Consider the following 17,047-nt stretch of genomic DNA (forward strand, 5'->3'; position numbering starts at 1 on the left):
TAACTAATGCACCAAGAAGATCCAATATGGGAAGATCAACAATCAGAGAATAACAATAAGGTAGCTGTTGGTCAGTTACCATCAGGTTTTAGTAATAAGTTATTAGAACTTTTGAATGCTTTAAAGAATAGACCAGTAATTCTTATTGTTAGTATCAGTGTAGTGCTATTCTTAATCTTTTATTATTTTTCTGAAGCCAAGGTAGAGAGGTTTGAAGAACAGAAAGAAAAGCGTACATCTCGCAGTCAAATATCAGGGGTAGAAAGGGCCGTAGATCCAAGGGCTAAATGGACGGAAGAAGTACTAAAGGAAGTTAAAACTATGCAAAGTAAATTAGAAAGTTTAATAGAAAGTAAAGCTGTAGAGACCAAGAATTAAATTAATGATTTTAAGCAGAAGCTTGAATTGCTGGAGGAGAATCAGCCTCAGCCCCAAATTTTGTCAAATGAAATAAATCCTGATCATTTTCGTTTGCAAGATTTGCCAAATGAGAACCAAGAACAAGTAATACCAACTTTACCAGCAAAAAGACAATTTGGTCATGTTAAAAGAGCTGGGGGTAATATTAACAAAGATGTTAAAGACTATATTACAACTGGTAGTTTTGCTAGAGCCGTGCTGCTTACTGGTGTAGTGGTTGGAACTGGCACTAATAATGCCGCTAGCCCAGAGCCTATAATGCTGCGGTTAGTAGATACAGCTATTTTCTCGAAAGAATATAAGACAGAACAAATCAAGGAGGCTATTCTGATTGGCTCTTGTAGCGGAGATATTTCTTCAGAAAGGGCTAAGTGCAGGCTGGAGACTGTATCGTTGTTGAATCGCAATGGGGAGATTATCGAGAAGCCTGTTGAAGGTTGGTTAATAGGGGAAGACGGCAGGCCTGGTGTTAAAGGCCTGGTAGTTGATAGATCCTCTGAGGTGGCAAGAATGGCTGTACTTAATGGCGTGCTGGGCGGTATTGCTCAATTCTTGCAGAACCAGGCAACTAATGGCATATTCCCAATATCACCATTGACTGGTCAGCAGCATGCTTTAAAAGGAAAAGATTCACTAAAAGCTGGAGTATATGCGGGCAGTGGTAATGCTTTAGAAAAGCTAGCAGATTTTGCTATCAAACGTGCGGAAAGCATGAGTCCAGTAATTGTTGTGGCTTCTGGTCGAGTAATTGATGTAGTGTTTAGAAAAGGTTTTGATTTAAATCAGGATAAGCTTGACGATGAATCTATTAGGTTGCTGCCGCCAACTACTACTGATTATTCGCAAAATAGAACAAATTATCACAGTTACCAAAATAGTGATGAGGACACGTCTCATGTGAGTTCATTTTCAAATAGCAGGCAAGAAGGTAGGCAGTCTTCTCAGGCCAATGCTAAATTAAAAGAACGTTTTATCAAGGGAAATGAAGAGGAGGAAGATCAAATCCAAAACAACTTAAATAATGTTAATTGGCAGCAACAGTTGAAGCAACCCTCCTCACTCCAAGGTAATTTTTGATGAATAATAGTTTACTAATTAATTTTTTATTGCTGGTATTTTTGAGCGTAAATATTTCAGGATGTAAATTAATGCCATACAAAAGTGATTTCGATTGTCCTATTCCAGAAGGGCAAAAGTGTAAATCTTTATATGAGATTAATAAAATGACTGACCAAGGTATATTTGATCCTAATAATAATTATGGTGATGTGCTGGAGCCAAACAAATGTTGCAATAAGTTTAATAGGTTACATCGATGAAAGCTCAGGTTCACCAAGATTTTGCTCGAGAAAGATTAGCAAAACATTTTGTCTATGAGTCATATGATGAAAGATCTCAGCTATTCTTCAACAGAGGATCAGTAGGATTTGTGTTGCTTGGCTGGCCGTTAGTAGGAACGAGCTTGCAAGCCCAAGGAGAGATCGCTGAGTTTTTGCGGAATGAAGAGAATTTACCAGCTGGCAGTAGCTTGCAGGTATTGATGATTGGCAGTCAGCATATTGATCATTTTTTGGTTAATTGGCAAAATCACAGACAAGGTGAGATTTTCTGTAAATTAGCCGAAAGAAGAGTAGAATTTTTGAAACTAAAAGCGAAAACAGAAGGCACCATAAAAGATATGATATTGTTAATTTCAATGACTATTCCCGGCATTCAAACAAATATTGATGATATAGTTAGAAGAAAAGAATGCTTGAGCGATACTTTTAAATCTATTGGTTTAGTGACGGAAAATGTGGATGCCAAGCAATTGCTAAAATTTATTCGCATTATTTTTGGTTGGCAGGAGGAGGAACACGCGGAAATTAATCCTTATGAATTGCTTTCTGAGCAGATTTTGCCTGGAAACTTTTCGCTATTTGAGGAGCAAGATCACGTAAGGCTTAATGATAATCAAGCTTTTATCAGCTTAGAAGCCAGCAAAAGGCCGCTGGAGTGGCAATTATCAGCGATGGATTTATTTTTAGGCAATGAAATGCGGCGCGGTGAATATATTAAATCGAACTTTCTGATTCATTTTGGTTTGCAAATCATGCTCAATCAAACTATCGCTAAGACTTCAGCAATTACCAAGCGGGAAGCCTTAGAGAGAAATATTGCAGCTGGTATGGGTAAGTTTTTTTCTGATTTAATTGCTGAAGCTCACGATATGAATGGGGTAGTTGCTTCTCTGCAAAGCGGTGATCGGGTAGTAAATATTCATCTCAATGTTATCATGTGGGATGAAAAAGAAAAAGCCAAACAGTCAGCTTCTCAAGTCTGCTCCATGTTAAGGCGCAGCGNCTGGTACTTTACCCCTTGCACCTATGACCATTTGCCAATAGTGCTAGCCTCAATGCCTATGCAATTAGTAGAAGAAGTAAAAAATTATGTAGGAGAAGGATTTAATTATATATTTGGTCAAAAAATAGGAGGGCTTGGAGTAGCGCTTAGTAGAAAGATATATTGTAGATTCTCTAGAAAATAGCTGTTAAGACTAGAAGCAACGTAAACTCCTACAGGAATTTTAAAAGAGTCAGGACAATATCCTGCATGCTCAATACTCTTCCAGGCATATTCTAAAGATTTACGAATTTGTGGATCTAAATATTGCGCTTCTTTAGGGCTATAACCAAAAAATGATGCATCAAAACTTTTAAAATCGCTTGGTCCGCCTCCAACTCCTCGAAATCCTGTTTGGTTTACTAAATCTTTCGGTAAATTCTTATTTATATCTTCAAGGTTTGATGGTTTAATACCAACTTCTTGTTGTGAAGTAAGCTCCCATAAAGCATTTGTATCGTTAGCTCCGGGGAAACTACCAGAAAATCCTATAATTGCTATTTTATTCATTGTGATAATCCAGAGTCGTGAGTTTTGTCATAGGAAAATGCAATACGACGAGCTGCCCTATTTTTTGCTAAGGTATTTTTCCTATTATCATTTAGTATCGTTGTTTTAGTTAACTCTTGTGAATCAATTTGCTGCGCTAATTGTTCAATTGTTACGTATTGAAATAGATCAACTATAGAAATATTTTTATGAAAATTTTTGTTAATAACATTAACCATTTGCAAAGCCATCAGAGAATGTCCTCCTAACTCAAAGAAATTATCATGTACCCCTATATTTTTTATAGCTAGAATATTTGACCATATATTACAAAGTTCTCGTTCTACATTATTTCTAGGAGCAATATATTCTCTTTGCATCTCTGGTCGCTCTTGCTTTACAATATTTTCAATATTATGTTCTTTTCCAAACTGCTCCAGAACCCAATTATTATAGCGATTCGTTAAATTAGTACTTGATACAATGATTATTGCATCAAGATTATGCCATAATTGAGAAATAATTTCATAACCTACCTCTGGCTTGATAGCTAATGAATTTAAATGGTCACCAAATGAGCCTTGTTGAAAATTTTCTGGTTCTTCTGTATTTGTATCAAGATCCCAAGCTTCCCAATTAATTGCAGTCCACTTAATTTTATTTTGTTTTTGTTGTTGAAGAACAAAATTATCAATGTAAGTATGTAATGATCCATACACAAACATTCCTATACCTCCCAATATGCTAGATATGGATGATACAATATGACAATGAGAAATATTAAAATATTCCGCGAGTTGTTTAATATTTTGTAATCCCTTATGTTTAGTGTAAAAACACTCGTCATAAAATTTTTGATCAATGTCTTTCATTAACCTGTAATGCATTGATGCATCAACCCCAGCAGCATGAATAAGTGTATGTATTTTGCCCCCAATTTCTATTGCTTCTTCACAAACTTTATATAATTGAGTGTAATGCCCAATATCTGCTGATCTAACAAAGACCCTATCTACTGCGATCTTTTTTAAATAATTAATCATGTCTGATCTTTTAGGATTATCAATAATCGATACCGGAGATCTTTGTACTAAAAATACTTTATATTTGGTATGATTTAAGATAAACTTAGCATATTGAAAAGCAATATGTCCTGTACCTCCTAAAATAATAATGCTACCATCATCACAAGTTATATCATTAAAACTCTTGGTATGTTTGTATTCATCAAGCCACTCCATAAGTTCAAAATTCTCGATAAATCTTTCACCATTACGTAATGCAATCACAGGGACAGGATTGTTATAAGAAATTTCTCTTAATACTGCTTCCCACCAGTTAATGTTGGATTCAACATCTATTAATTTACACTGGAATAATGCTTTTTCTTGATTAATAACTTTAACCTGGCTTTGTAAGGTAGCTTGCTGAGGAATAACATCGTTTTGCAATGCTATAGAATTATGTGTGATAATATATAATTGTGCTATTCTTCTTTTCTGATCAAAGTTTTCACAAGCTTTTACAAAATCTAGTAGGAAAAGGGAATGTTGATAATTATCATCGATAACATACACAATTATTACTTGTTTAGATTCTGCTTGTAATTGTTGAATAAATATTTGTAGCTCATGCGTTCTTTCTAATACTAATATCCTATATTCATCAAGATTTATTTTATCTGTTTGGCTATATGAAGACTGCCGCCAAAATTGACGATATATTCCGATTTTTGAAGGATTATTATGTTTCTCATATTGCGTACCAGATACCCAGCATTTTTCTAAATCAAAAGAATATGTTGGGAGTGCTAGTCTTGTTTTAGTTATTGAATTATCAAATATTTTTAACCAAGCAACATCATATCCATATTCCCAAAGCACTGATAAACTTTTTTGAAAAGTTTTTGTAGAATCAACACTATCTTTAGGGTGTGGTAGTGTATTCAAAATTATCGCATTTCTATCTGATAATATATTTTGAGTTAAAGTTTTCAGTGTTATCCCAGGACCAACTTCTAAAAATATAGGGTTATATTCCTGCTGTAAAAATTCAATACAATGTACAAACTCCACAGGATTAAGCATTTGTGCTATCCAATACTCAGGAGAGGATAATTGTTCATATGACAAAATCTTGCCATCTAAGTTAGAAATAATTGGAATAATAGGTTTGTTAAAGACAATTTTTTCTAACTCTGCTTTAAACTTATCAACAATTGGTATTAAAGATCTTGAATGAAATGCATGTTTTGTTGGTAATAATTGTGTTATAATTCCTTCATGCTCACATTTTATACGAAAATCTGCAATTAATTCATTATTCCCAGATATAGTGGCCAGATTTGGTCCATTCCAAGCAGCAATATCTAAACTATTTGGTAAAATTTTACCTAGTACTTCCTTGTTACACATAACAGAAATCATACTACCTGGCTTTGTTTGAGCCATTAATTCTGCACGTTTTAGCACTAACTTTGCAGCATCTGTAAATTCTAAGGCTTTACTTATAACTAATGATGTATATTCTCCTAAACTATGTCCTAAAAGAACAGATGGTCTAATATTTAAATGCTGTAGGTATTCGCTTAAAGCTACTTCAAAAGCAAATAAAATAGGTTGGGTATTTTGTGTCTGATATAAATCTTTATTTTCTAGTTCAGAAATAAACAATATTTTTGTTAAATCTTTATTTGATAATGTACTCAAAATATGCAAGTTTTTATCCAAAAAAGAACGAAATATTTCTGAAGAATTATATAAATCTTTACCCATACCATGATATTGTGCTCCTTGTCCTGGGAATAAAAATGCTATAGGAAGAATTTTATTGTTTATACAATTAGGTTTAACCTCTTTAACTTTTTGTGCTAAATCTAATATAGAGTTAGCACAAATTGCTTTACGGAGCTTCATAGGAGTACGTCCTACAATGGTAGTATAGGATACAGAAGCTATGTTTGTATCAGTATTTTGAACATATTCTTGATATTGTTTACATAAATTGTCAAAAGAGTATTGTGATTTTGCAGATAATAACACAATATGTCCTGTACTATTGGACTCCTTAATTAATGGAATATTATTATTAATTTCCTCTATAGTAGGTGTACGCAAAATAACATGTGCATTGGTACCGCCAATTCCAAGTGCTGTTACACCAGCATACTTCACACTACTATCATTAATTGACATATCTTGTATTGTTGTGTTAATAAAGAATGGACTATTTGCAATATCTAATTTTGAATTCGCTTTAGCAAAATTAATTTGTGGTGGTAATTTTTTATATTTTAATACTAATGCCGCCTTAATCAATCCAGCTAAACCACTGGCTGTATCTAAATGTCCAATATTTGCTTTAATTGTTTGCATAGCACAATATTTAGAGTCATTATTTTCTGTAAAAAATACTTTTTGTAGTGCAGAAAACTCTATTATATCTCCTAATAATGTCCCAGTTCCATGCGTCTCAATTAATACAAAATCTTCTGGTTTGACTTTAGCGATCTTCATAGCTTTTGTAATAACCTGAGTTTGTGCAAGAGAGGTTGGAGCCGTAAAACTTGCTTTATTATTACCATCATTATTAACAGCACTACTTGAAATAATACCAAAAATTTGATCACCATCTTGCTTTGCATTTATCAGTTTCTTGAGTATGACAACTGCCACACCATTGGTAAAAACAGTTCCGCTAGCATCAATATCAAATGCTCTGACCTGGCCATTAGCAGATCTTATACCTCCAGGGAGATACTCATAACCTTGATCATGTGATGCAGATAAAGAAACAGCTCCTACCAAAGCAATATCACATTGATTTGTTAAAAGTGCTATTCTAGCAGTATGTAAACTAGATAAACTAGAACTGCAACCACTTTGAATATTTAAAGCTGGCCCTTGTAGTCCTAATTTATAAGCAATACGTGTTGCAAGAAAATCAGCTGTGTTTCCAAGTAGTACTTCATCCTCAAAATCTGGATTAAATTTTCCAGACAAATTATTCATGCGATAACGATTTATACTTGCTGAAGCATATACACCTACTATGGGCATATTGTTTATATTCATATATCCCGCGTTCTCTAAAGCACTCCAGCTATGTTGTAGTAATAACCGTTGTTGTGGATCAATGTAGCAAGCTTCTTTATATGAATAATCAAAGAAACTATAATCAAATCCATGAATATCTTGTACACTTCCCCAAGCTGCAACTTGTTTGCCAGTTTTTCCTGCATTATGATAAAAACAACGACCATCTAATAAACCATTCCATAAAGTGTTTAAGTTGTTAGTACCAGGAAATTCAAAAGATAATCCTATTATCGCAATATCATAACACTCAAGCATTTTAGTACGCATTACACCTTAACTCTGGAATTGTGTAGGTTTGCTTCCTTTTTGTTCTGTAGATCTTCACTATTTAATTGAATGTTCAGCTGTTTTGTTACATCCTGTTTTTCTATCTTCATCAAAAAATTAAAAATCACTGCTATATAGATTACGGTTATCGCAACAATGATTAAGTTAAATACTTTCTCAATTTCCATAATAACCTACTCTTGGTTGATGAACCTTAAAAATTGTTAAGATATCAGAAAGTAATATTCTTGACTTAAAATCAGTTGACCGTTGTGTTAGGAGGAGATTAAGAAGATAAAGCAAAATATATTTGCTCTGTGGATATAATTTGTATATAGTCATAGCTATAACCTTATGGGTTCAGTGTTATCGCTAAATACTTTTTTAATATTTAGCTGATTCATTCTAACCAAGTAAGTACTATCTAGTAGCCAAACTTTACTATAGTACTTACTGGTTTCTCATTGTCTTAAATATCGGTACTACTCTTAGTAATTACAATATTGATAGCTTATTTATTTTTATTATATATAATTAATTTTTGATCGTTTTTCTTATTTAATTACTGCTATTTTATTATATACATATAACTATATTATAATAAAAAATTATAATCAATATATTTTTTTGATATTTAAACTGAAAAATGTTAAATTATATGTATAAATAGTTACATATATAAACTGAATTGGTTGTAATTACATGTCTTATACTGCATTACAAAAAAATCTTGAAAAGTTAATTAAAGATCACAATTATCAAATAGCTGATTTAGAAAGAAAGGCAGGGCTTAGAAAAAATAATATTTATAATATTATTAAGGGAATATCAAAAAAACCTTCAGCAGAATTATTACAAGCTGTAGCTGATGTATTTGGTTTAACAGTAAAAGACCTGTTTACTACACCAACCAGTAGCTATCCATCTCTAACATCAGAAGATTTAGATTTGTTAACAACAGTAGCACAGCAAGTAATAGTTGAAATTAAAACCCAGCAGTTAAAACTTCCCTGTATTGATGTTACCTCAATAATTAATGAGGTATTTAACTATTCTGTTGAATCTAAATTACCTGTAGCTGATGACAAATTTATTAAATGGCTATTGAAACAGAAATATTCTCAATGTTGAGCTTCAGGATAGCAAGTATCATCCATATTTAATATCTCGATACTTCTAGGGTGATCTACTCCGAATTGTTTTATATGTTGATCATGAAATTTAATATACCAAGCTTTCTCATGCAAATGACAGCTAGCTTTGGCTGCACTTAGGTACATGCTGCTGACTTCATCAACATTACCCATATTTTCTCGGTAGTTATTCCAATAAAAATTTTCTGCATCGAGGTAAGATTTAGCAGCTTTTTCATTTTGACCAAGAGCTGCTAAGGCATCTGCCTCAGCAACGCAGGCTTTAGCTAAGTAGATATCAGGCGATACTGCAATATCTCGACTATTATTTGGTCTACTTGGATCGTTAATAAAGATAGTTCTAGCTTTGCGAGCATAATCTAAGGCTTCTTTAGCATTACCGAGCCCTAGCTGCGCTCTTGACATTTGAGTAAATATACGACCAAACACTGAATGATCTTCTTTCTTAACACGTTTGTGCATGTTATATATTTGTTCAGTTTGAACATAAGCATCTTGATATTGATTAAGAGAATTTAATATTTCAGCTTTTAATAAATAAGGGTCTGTAAACACAAGATCATTAGAATTAAGACCAGATTTAATATAGGTTTCTATGGCTGTATTTTCTGCTATTAATGCTTCATTATACCTACCATCGTTATATAATAATCTTGCTATTAGAGCATTTAATCGTCCTATATCATTTTTATCTACTAACCCATCATCAAACATCTTTTTTATAATTTCAATAGTCTCTTTTGCTTTCTGAAGTTGACCTAAAGTTATTTGAGTAACGGTTATACAACATAGTACACTTAATTTTTTATTATCATATCCTTTAATATTATGCAGAATTTCCTGTGCTCTTGTAAAATATTCAATAGCTTTATGGTAATTACATAAACCACATTTATTAAAAATACCAATATTTGATAAATACATAGCATACGTAGCTTTTTCTTCATTGTTCATCAACCATAATTTAAATTGGTTTCTCTTATCTTCTTCTGTGAACCAGCTAATTTGTTTTTCTGCATTATAATAATCTTCAGCATTAAGGTAATCGGCAAGTAGTGCTATATTTAATTTTATAACCTTATGTATGTTTAGATTATATTTTTGTACATTATTTTGAATAACTTCAAAATTTTCATGTATTGTTTTTGCATTACTAAAAACTAGGCTTTTGATTGAACCTTTTGGCCTAGCATTTACTAACTGAGCAATAATATCTTCTAAACAAACTTTATTAACTTTTTCACCATTAATTTCTGCTATTTTTTGAGCAATAACATCATGCATTTCAAAGATAGGATTAGTGTCATTTGGATCAATGTTAGCTATCAAAGCAAATTTAGATAATTGATAAATATCATCATCAAGGTTATTCTTATCCCCAGTGATAATTTGTAGTAAATCTTTAGAAAAAGCCTGATTATTAATTAAAGCTATCTTATTTAACAGTTCTCTAGCACTTGGTTTTAATTCCTTAATAGCTAAGGTAATATTCAACTTAATTTTATCAGTAGATTGTCCTATTTGTCTCCTATACTCTTCCTTATCTAAACCTGGTACTTGATTGAGCAGCTGAGCACCTTGCACTATCATGATCGGGTAACCAGCAAATTCTTGGTTTAAGAATTCTGCTAGCTTAGTATCTCTATTTTCTAAAATATTATTTGCAAGAGTTATAGCATCACTTTTGTCAAAAGCAGTCATCTTAACTATATTAGATAATAATTCACCATCCTGAGAGCCAAAGATAATATGGCCATTATGCTCCCAATTAATGAATTCTTGTATTTTGTGATTTTCTTTAACTTTCAAATTATCAAATACTAATAACCATTTATCTTTGCTTGATAAGTAAGATAATACTTCTTTTTTAACAGATGATACATCTTCTAAAATTAAGTGAGTCTTAGCCTTCTTGTTAATTAATTTAGCTAATTTTAGAAATTCTTCATTAATATCTAAATTACAGTCAATAAACCAAATAAGCTTATAATTATCCTTATTCTCATAAGCATACATTCTAGCCAGCTGCGTCTTACCCATGCCACTAATACCAACTATACTTGCTTTCCTGTACTTAGTTAAATTATTGGTAACCAAAGATAATTGTTTAACATGATTCACAAAATAGCTTACCGGTATAATAAAATTAGATATTTGCTCTTTGGCAAGTGCAGTATAAGGCATAATTATTACCATTATTATTAATAAATATTTATTCATCTTTCTTTACTTAAGTTTAGGCAAATCGTTTTTTTGTTTGTACTTTGCAAAATTTATTACTGTGGTTTTATCTTTACTAGTAGCTATAGTTTTACGTAAGGTAATTTCTATTATGTTATTTTTATTTTCAGTAAATATTTTGTAGTGCAACCCATGTTCTTTTAACGATTGGAATATTTTATTACAACTTAGTAAAAATGGATCTATCGTTTCTAAAATCAAACTGTTAGATAAGTTGATCATTGTTGCTTCTGTCAATAAAAATCCCTCGTGAGAAATAACCAATTTATCAATAGTAAATGTTATCAATAATAATTTAGGCGTATCACTTTGGTCTTCCATAAATTTTAGCACATTATAAACGATACTAAAAATTATTTGGTAGAAAACATGCTGTCCACAATCTGTTACTAATTTATCTGATTTATCTTGATATTTTATTGCGGTATATAAAAAATGATTAGCAAAATAATCCTACAGATAACTAATTAATTTCTTCACATCAATCTCTGTTGTAGAATGATTAGTAAAAGCAATTGGAAATAAATAGTTGCTGGGATCTATTTTCTCTAATTTGATTTCTTGATTTAAATCAGCTGTTAATTGTTGTTTGATATATTCTTCAGTTGCACTGCGAATAAAAAAACTATTTAAGTTTTTATTAGCTTTTTGATGTAAATTTAGGGCATTATTCATCTTATTTAGAGCAAATAAATCATCTTCTAATTGTTCTATCTTTAAGATAATACTGAGCCTTTTTTGCAGATACAGATATAAAATTATAGGACAAAGAATAAGAGAAACTATTATATTTGAGAATAAATATTTATATAATTTATTAGTATTACTAAAATAATAATCAGAGTTTGGATTAATATCCAATTTGACTAAAAGATTTGTATTATTATTAATTTTATGATGTTTGGTTATTAAATAATTATGGTTATTAGCATTATTAGTAGCTACGTTATTGCCATTAAGTTCTATTTTATAAAGGAGAAAAGTTGGAAATATTTTGGTAATGATGTCTTTTAAATTCTGTAAATCAAAGACTAACATATTTTTAAAATTATTAATATAAAGAGCAGATTGATCAGATAAGATAAAGTTAAATAAACCATTTTGAGTTAATATTTGTTCGGGACCTTGATTAATGAATTTCTTAAGAAGAAGAAAAGTTTTATCAAATACACTCGGATTTAAAGCTGTTTCTATATCCGTTGATAATAAAGTGATTATATTATGTTGAACAGCTTCTAAAACTAACTTGTTCTTTTCTTTCTGGTTATATTGCAGATATTGATATACACTAATATTATAAAATAAAAATATAATAGCAGTAACTATATATGGGATCACTCTTTTGTTAAGTAAGTGTTTCATCTGACATTTGTAATATATACCCACTACCATTTTAGCATGATTATTAAAATCTATACTAATGTTATATTAGTTCTCTAATTAAGTCAATGTAGCAAACTTTTTATACTGAATTGTGCACTTTTTAAAAATTATTATTAAATAAAAACTTACTAATCACCATTTCATGCTTAGCTGTATGTGCTTTTTCTCAAAACAGTTAAGCTCGTTTTTAATCTGTTCAGCTATATTCGACTTTGGGCTTAAATATTGCATTACTTGCTTATCTTCACCTATGGCTGCTAAATAATCTTCTGGTATTGTGTGACTTGTGCCTTTAAAGTCATGTATTACTATGTCACTAAATTTCACATTACCAAGATTATAATTAGGATTAAATTTATTTTTCATGGTTTGTAAGTCTGTTGTTATCTTTTGCCCAATTGCTGTAGAACAAGTCTTATTACTATAGGTGATAAAGGCTACCATGCCTTGATCTTTGTATATTTGCAGTGCTGTAGTCAAATTTTCTGTTGTAGTAAATCTTTCTAAGGCTTTTATCTCATTTTGGAAATTTTGAAGCACATTGGTATTAGTTGACTTTAAGAGTTCTAACTCGATAGATTTGATCTGATTATTCTTATGACCAAGTGCTAATTTCTTAATTTCTGGTGTTAGCAGTTCTCTCACTGCTTCTTTGCCTTGAGTTTTAAGAACATCATTAAAGTCACCGTGTTCTTTAGGCATTATCATAGAAACTATAGCACCTTGCTGCTCTAATGTCTTTTTTGCGTTGTTTACAGCTTTTAACGATGGTGCTTCTTGACCATCATTATCTGCGGCAATTATGATCCGTTCATTGGCTTTAGGCTGATAATTCTTGATGTTACTAACTCCAAGGCTACAGAGGATATTGCCTTTTAGCCCTGCTTCTTGCAAGCTTAAGGCTGTTTCTACTCCTTCTGCGATAATGGTGATATTGTTGTTTTGTTCGTTACTTTGTTGTACTGCTACAAAAGAACCAGTAATTTTTCCAAAAGAGCGTTTATTAACTGCAATATCAGCTTTGGCAGCTGTTTCTTTGTGTAGATATATTGATTGTCCGCCGGTAATTTTGCCTTCAGTGTCCCTGGCAAAAGCAATTAGAGCTGGGTAATGTTGTTTGCTTGTATTATCCCACATCATGTTGGTTCGGAGGTCTTGCCTTAGCTGATATTTTGTTAGAATTGTTTCAATGCTACGATGTTCTGATAAGTATTTCCTTGTGATATTATTGGGGGGAGAATATTTGATAGAATTGGATTTGTCATATAAATCTTGGGCATATTTGATTTTAGCTTCTTCAACATATTGTTCCTTTTGGTCGCGAGTTTTAGCTTTTTGATAAAATTCATCTGCTGCTAAATCTTTTAGCCAAGTTGCTTTATTTTGATAGTTATTAACCATGCCAACCATATCTTGCAGATATTCTTTAGCTTGTATGAAGCTGCAGTTGTTTTCTCTTTGTACTAAGGTGAATAAATCTCCCCCTGTATCATTGCTAAAATCATGCCAGATACCGGCTTTGCTACCCGTAATTTTCATCACTATTTTACCATTCTCTCCCCAGCGCAGCGTGTGGTTATTGGATAAATATTTATTTGGCGAACCCAGTAAAGAGTAAGCTACTCTTTCCACTCTCAAGAATAGTTGCCGCTTTAAGTCAGTCATTTCTTGCTTGCGGCTTAGCTCATTAAGATATTTCTTATGGGAATAGGAATTATAAGTAAGGGTAGAAGGATTGGTACTGCTATCGAGACTGTTAGCTTTTAGATCATTCTTAATCTTTGGTATTTCTTGCTGACCTACGGCTATTTTATCAACTGCAACTTCTCGGATTTTACCAGCTTGTTGATTATTATCATTAATAGCAATAGCGTCAGTGTTTTTTAATGTTGCAGCAGTTTGCGTCAACACTTCTTCTACTTTGGCTGTAGGTTCTATGTTATTTTCAATTTGGTAATATTGCTGATTTAAGTGTAATCTATCGCCAATATTGATGGTCAGAGATTTAAGCCAACTACTTGCTTTCTCTAAAAAACCTTGTTGTTTATTATTTTTCTCTGGTATTAAATCTTCTTGAGTACAAAAATCTATACTAGCAGATTTATCATTTATTCTGTTCAGCTGAGATATCAAACCTACTGCTCCCTTGGTAGCATCCATATTGGCATAAAGCCCTACTTTCTCGACGTGTCTGGTCATCTCAACATAAGAGCTTCTGCTATTGCCGGCTAAATTATGTAACACGTAGACATCCTTGATCGAGGCGCCTTGCGCTTTATAGACTGTGCTGGCATAGCCGTGTTTGAAATTGATATCTTGCGGATTAAATATTATTGTCTGGCCCTTATCTGTCTTGGCAATAAATTTATTTTGGCTTACTGCAATCAGACTAGCAAATTCACCATTTTTTGTTTGTAGCTCTTTATTACTGGTCTTAAAGATAATACGATCACCTTTCATATATTCTTCAGATATTTCTTTATTTAATTGCACGTCGAAGGCAGTAGCTCTATATTCCGTACCTGTCAGCACCTTTTGTTCCTTTAATAATTTCCGTATCTCTAGATTTAGGGAGGCTACTTCCTTGTTACCTACAGTGATTATTAGACGCTCTTCTACGGGAAATTGGCTATTGCTCCAATCATTAACTAGCCTATCTATAGATTGCTGTAATATCCCATTAAACTTTAGGCCTTGATGCCTGGCTAGTAATTGCACCCCTCCTACAATATCTCCTTCAGCAAAGCACATAGCCATCTGGCGCCCCCACGCTTGGCTTTGCCGTCTAATGTCACTTAAAACATATGAACCAAACTTACTTGTGAATACTTCAAACATCCCGCTGCGCTCGATGGAAGTTAACTGCCGCTCATCTCCTGCTAATATGATTTGACAGTTATATTTCCTAGCAACCTTAAATAATTCTAGATAATCACTAGTTCCTACCATGCCAGCTTCATCTACTACCAGCAGACTATTGCGGGGCAGATTTATGCGGCTATTATATAATTTAAATAAAAACCCTTTAACTGTATGGCACTGCTCATAACCCTTATCTTTGAGCTCTGTGACAGCCTTATGGGTTGGCGCCAAACCTATTACATTTTGCCGGCGACTAGTTGCAAGTTGATAGGCAATGCCTAAAACATGCGATTTGCCAGTGCCAGCTCTGCCCCTTAAAATTCTGATTCCTTTATCGGTTACTAATATAGTTTTTAGCGCTTCTCTTTGCAGTTCGCTGACATTCGTTAGATTTTCTATATTGCTCTTAAATGCATAGATATTATCATAATTAGCCTGCTGGTTTACTTTGTCAGCTACTCGAAGTAATCGTAATTCCTCTGCCCGTACTTCGGTAGTAGTATAATAATTGGTTGCCTTGCCATCTTGGTGGTATAATTTCACTAACCTTGGGGAACGCATTACTTGTACTATTACTTGCTCTTGTATTGTTTCATCTTCTACCTTCTGGATGGCTTGCTGCACGTCTTTTTTACTAAAAATAGCTTGGTATTTGGTAATATGATCCAATAATCCATTTGCTTCTTTTATAATCTTTAAATTGGCATCTTTAACTAATTCATTGCTTGCAGCTACCTTATTGATCAGGCTTCTCATTCGAACAGGGCCAATATGTTCTTGCGGTACCGCGCCTAGGGCATCTACTCTATTGTCTAAACCTAATTTTTCGAAGTATCTATTGATCACTTCCTTAGCTTTCTCATGGATTATTTCTTCTTCAGGAATAATAAAAGCCTTACCAGCAGCGGTCTTTTTAAATTGTGGATTTAAATCTACGGCCTTAGCACCTAAATTTTTACCATCTTTAGTAAATCTGCGAGTTGTTACTAGAACATGTGCGTGCCAATTCCTCTCACCTTTATGCGGCTTATGAATATCTACTTGTGCCCCAAGGCCATTTTTTACCCATCCCATTTCATCAATTATTTCATGAGTGATGGCTAATCGATCTTCTAGGGCCAGTTCCTTGTCATCTGGTAAAGCAATCACTACATCTTTTAGTAACTGGCTATTTTTTCTTTTCTCCGATTTTTCTACCTCATTCATTAATATTTTTGGATCTTTGAATTTTTGATCTACATAATTGGGTAGTAAAACTGTGTGGTAAACATTGTCTCCTCTTTTGGTAAAATCGTACTTAATATTTGTAAGCTCATCTTTGATTTTTATCCTAGCATTGTAAGCAGCTTTACAGCAAGCGTTCCCACCTTTACTTCTGCTAACTATCTCAATTCTTGCAAACTGTATTGCCATGATTTTACTGTTATTCAATCTGGCATTACTTTGCATGAATAGATTAACATGGAAAAATTGTAGATGCGAGCATAAAGAGCAAGAATATCGCTTATAAACTTCAGGTTTATATATTGCGTATAGCCTGATTCTAACGAATGCTGTCTATAACCCTGTCGCTCGTTATTTTTTCCCTGTCTCCAGTAAGAGACACCAGGATTTGTGTTTATGTTTCATGGCGTGGTAGGTCTTGGGGATCAGTATAATGGAATGGTAAGAGGTGTTTGTTTAGAGTTAGCAATGCTGGTTCAAGGAAAAATTTTCAAGAAGCATATTTATCTCTTGACTGTACTTAGCTCT

At 32.7% G+C, this 17,047-nt stretch carries 8 protein-coding genes and 2 pseudogenes; 4 read left to right on the top strand and 6 right to left on the bottom strand.

The window, feature by feature from the left end:
- Positions 1-6 precede the first annotated feature (6 nt).
- The 3 genes and pseudogenes from REIS_RS07940 to REIS_RS07950 form a co-directional block, all read left to right on the top strand.
- Positions 7-1,497 (top strand): annotated as a pseudogene (locus REIS_RS07940) (TraB/VirB10 family protein).
- Positions 1,497-1,739: a conjugal transfer protein TraV gene (locus REIS_RS07945; RefSeq protein WP_008580491.1), complete on the top strand. Its 243-nt coding sequence runs from the start codon at positions 1,497-1,499 to the stop codon at positions 1,737-1,739. The pseudogene REIS_RS07940 and the gene REIS_RS07945 overlap by 1 nt, the downstream one beginning before the upstream one ends.
- Positions 1,736-2,914: pseudogene (locus tag REIS_RS07950) on the top strand (TraC family protein); the annotation flags it as partial. The gene REIS_RS07945 and the pseudogene REIS_RS07950, both read left to right, overlap by 4 nt.
- Here the strand turns inward: REIS_RS07950 and REIS_RS07955 are convergent.
- Together REIS_RS07955 and REIS_RS07960 are read right to left on the bottom strand one after the other, a co-directional pair.
- Positions 2,881-3,312, bottom strand: a complete 432-nt coding sequence (locus REIS_RS07955) for a beta-ketoacyl synthase N-terminal-like domain-containing protein (RefSeq protein WP_040614743.1) — start codon at positions 3,310-3,312, stop codon at positions 2,881-2,883. The pseudogene REIS_RS07950 and the gene REIS_RS07955 sit on opposite strands and share 34 nt — an antisense overlap.
- Entirely contained in the window at positions 3,309-7,655 is a 4,347-nt protein-coding gene (locus REIS_RS07960; protein WP_050755384.1) for a type I polyketide synthase, read from the bottom strand. The genes REIS_RS07955 and REIS_RS07960 overlap by 4 nt, the downstream gene beginning before the upstream one ends.
- Before the next feature lie 702 nt (positions 7,656-8,357).
- Here REIS_RS07960 and REIS_RS07970 point away from each other — a divergent pair.
- Complete coding sequence (locus REIS_RS07970; protein ID WP_008580893.1) at positions 8,358-8,786, top strand: helix-turn-helix domain-containing protein; 429 nt, start codon at positions 8,358-8,360, stop codon at positions 8,784-8,786.
- Here the strand turns inward: REIS_RS07970 and REIS_RS15125 are convergent.
- The 4 genes from REIS_RS15125 to REIS_RS07990 all read right to left on the bottom strand — a co-directional run bounded on the left by REIS_RS15125 (position 8,777) and on the right by REIS_RS07990 (position 16,708).
- Positions 8,777-11,029: a hypothetical protein gene (locus REIS_RS15125; RefSeq protein ID WP_008580895.1), complete on the bottom strand. Its 2,253-nt coding sequence runs from the start codon at positions 11,027-11,029 to the stop codon at positions 8,777-8,779. The genes REIS_RS07970 and REIS_RS15125 overlap by 10 nt on opposite strands.
- Before the next feature lie 6 nt (positions 11,030-11,035).
- Entirely contained in the window at positions 11,036-11,371 is a 336-nt protein-coding gene (locus REIS_RS07980) for a hypothetical protein (RefSeq protein WP_008580897.1), read from the bottom strand.
- 132 nt (positions 11,372-11,503) lie between these two features.
- On the bottom strand, positions 11,504-12,412 hold the full coding sequence (locus tag REIS_RS07985; RefSeq protein ID WP_037213758.1) for a hypothetical protein: 909 nt from the start codon (positions 12,410-12,412) through the stop codon (positions 11,504-11,506).
- Positions 12,413-12,565: 153 nt separating this feature from the next.
- Positions 12,566-16,708, bottom strand: coding sequence for an AAA family ATPase (locus tag REIS_RS07990; protein ID WP_008580901.1), 4,143 nt, complete (start codon positions 16,706-16,708; stop codon positions 12,566-12,568).
- Positions 16,709-17,047 lie beyond the last annotated feature (339 nt).

Origin of the sequence: Rickettsia endosymbiont of Ixodes scapularis (assembly GCF_000160735.1) — a bacterium.
Lineage (GTDB): Bacteria > Pseudomonadota > Alphaproteobacteria > Rickettsiales > Rickettsiaceae > Rickettsia > Rickettsia tamurae.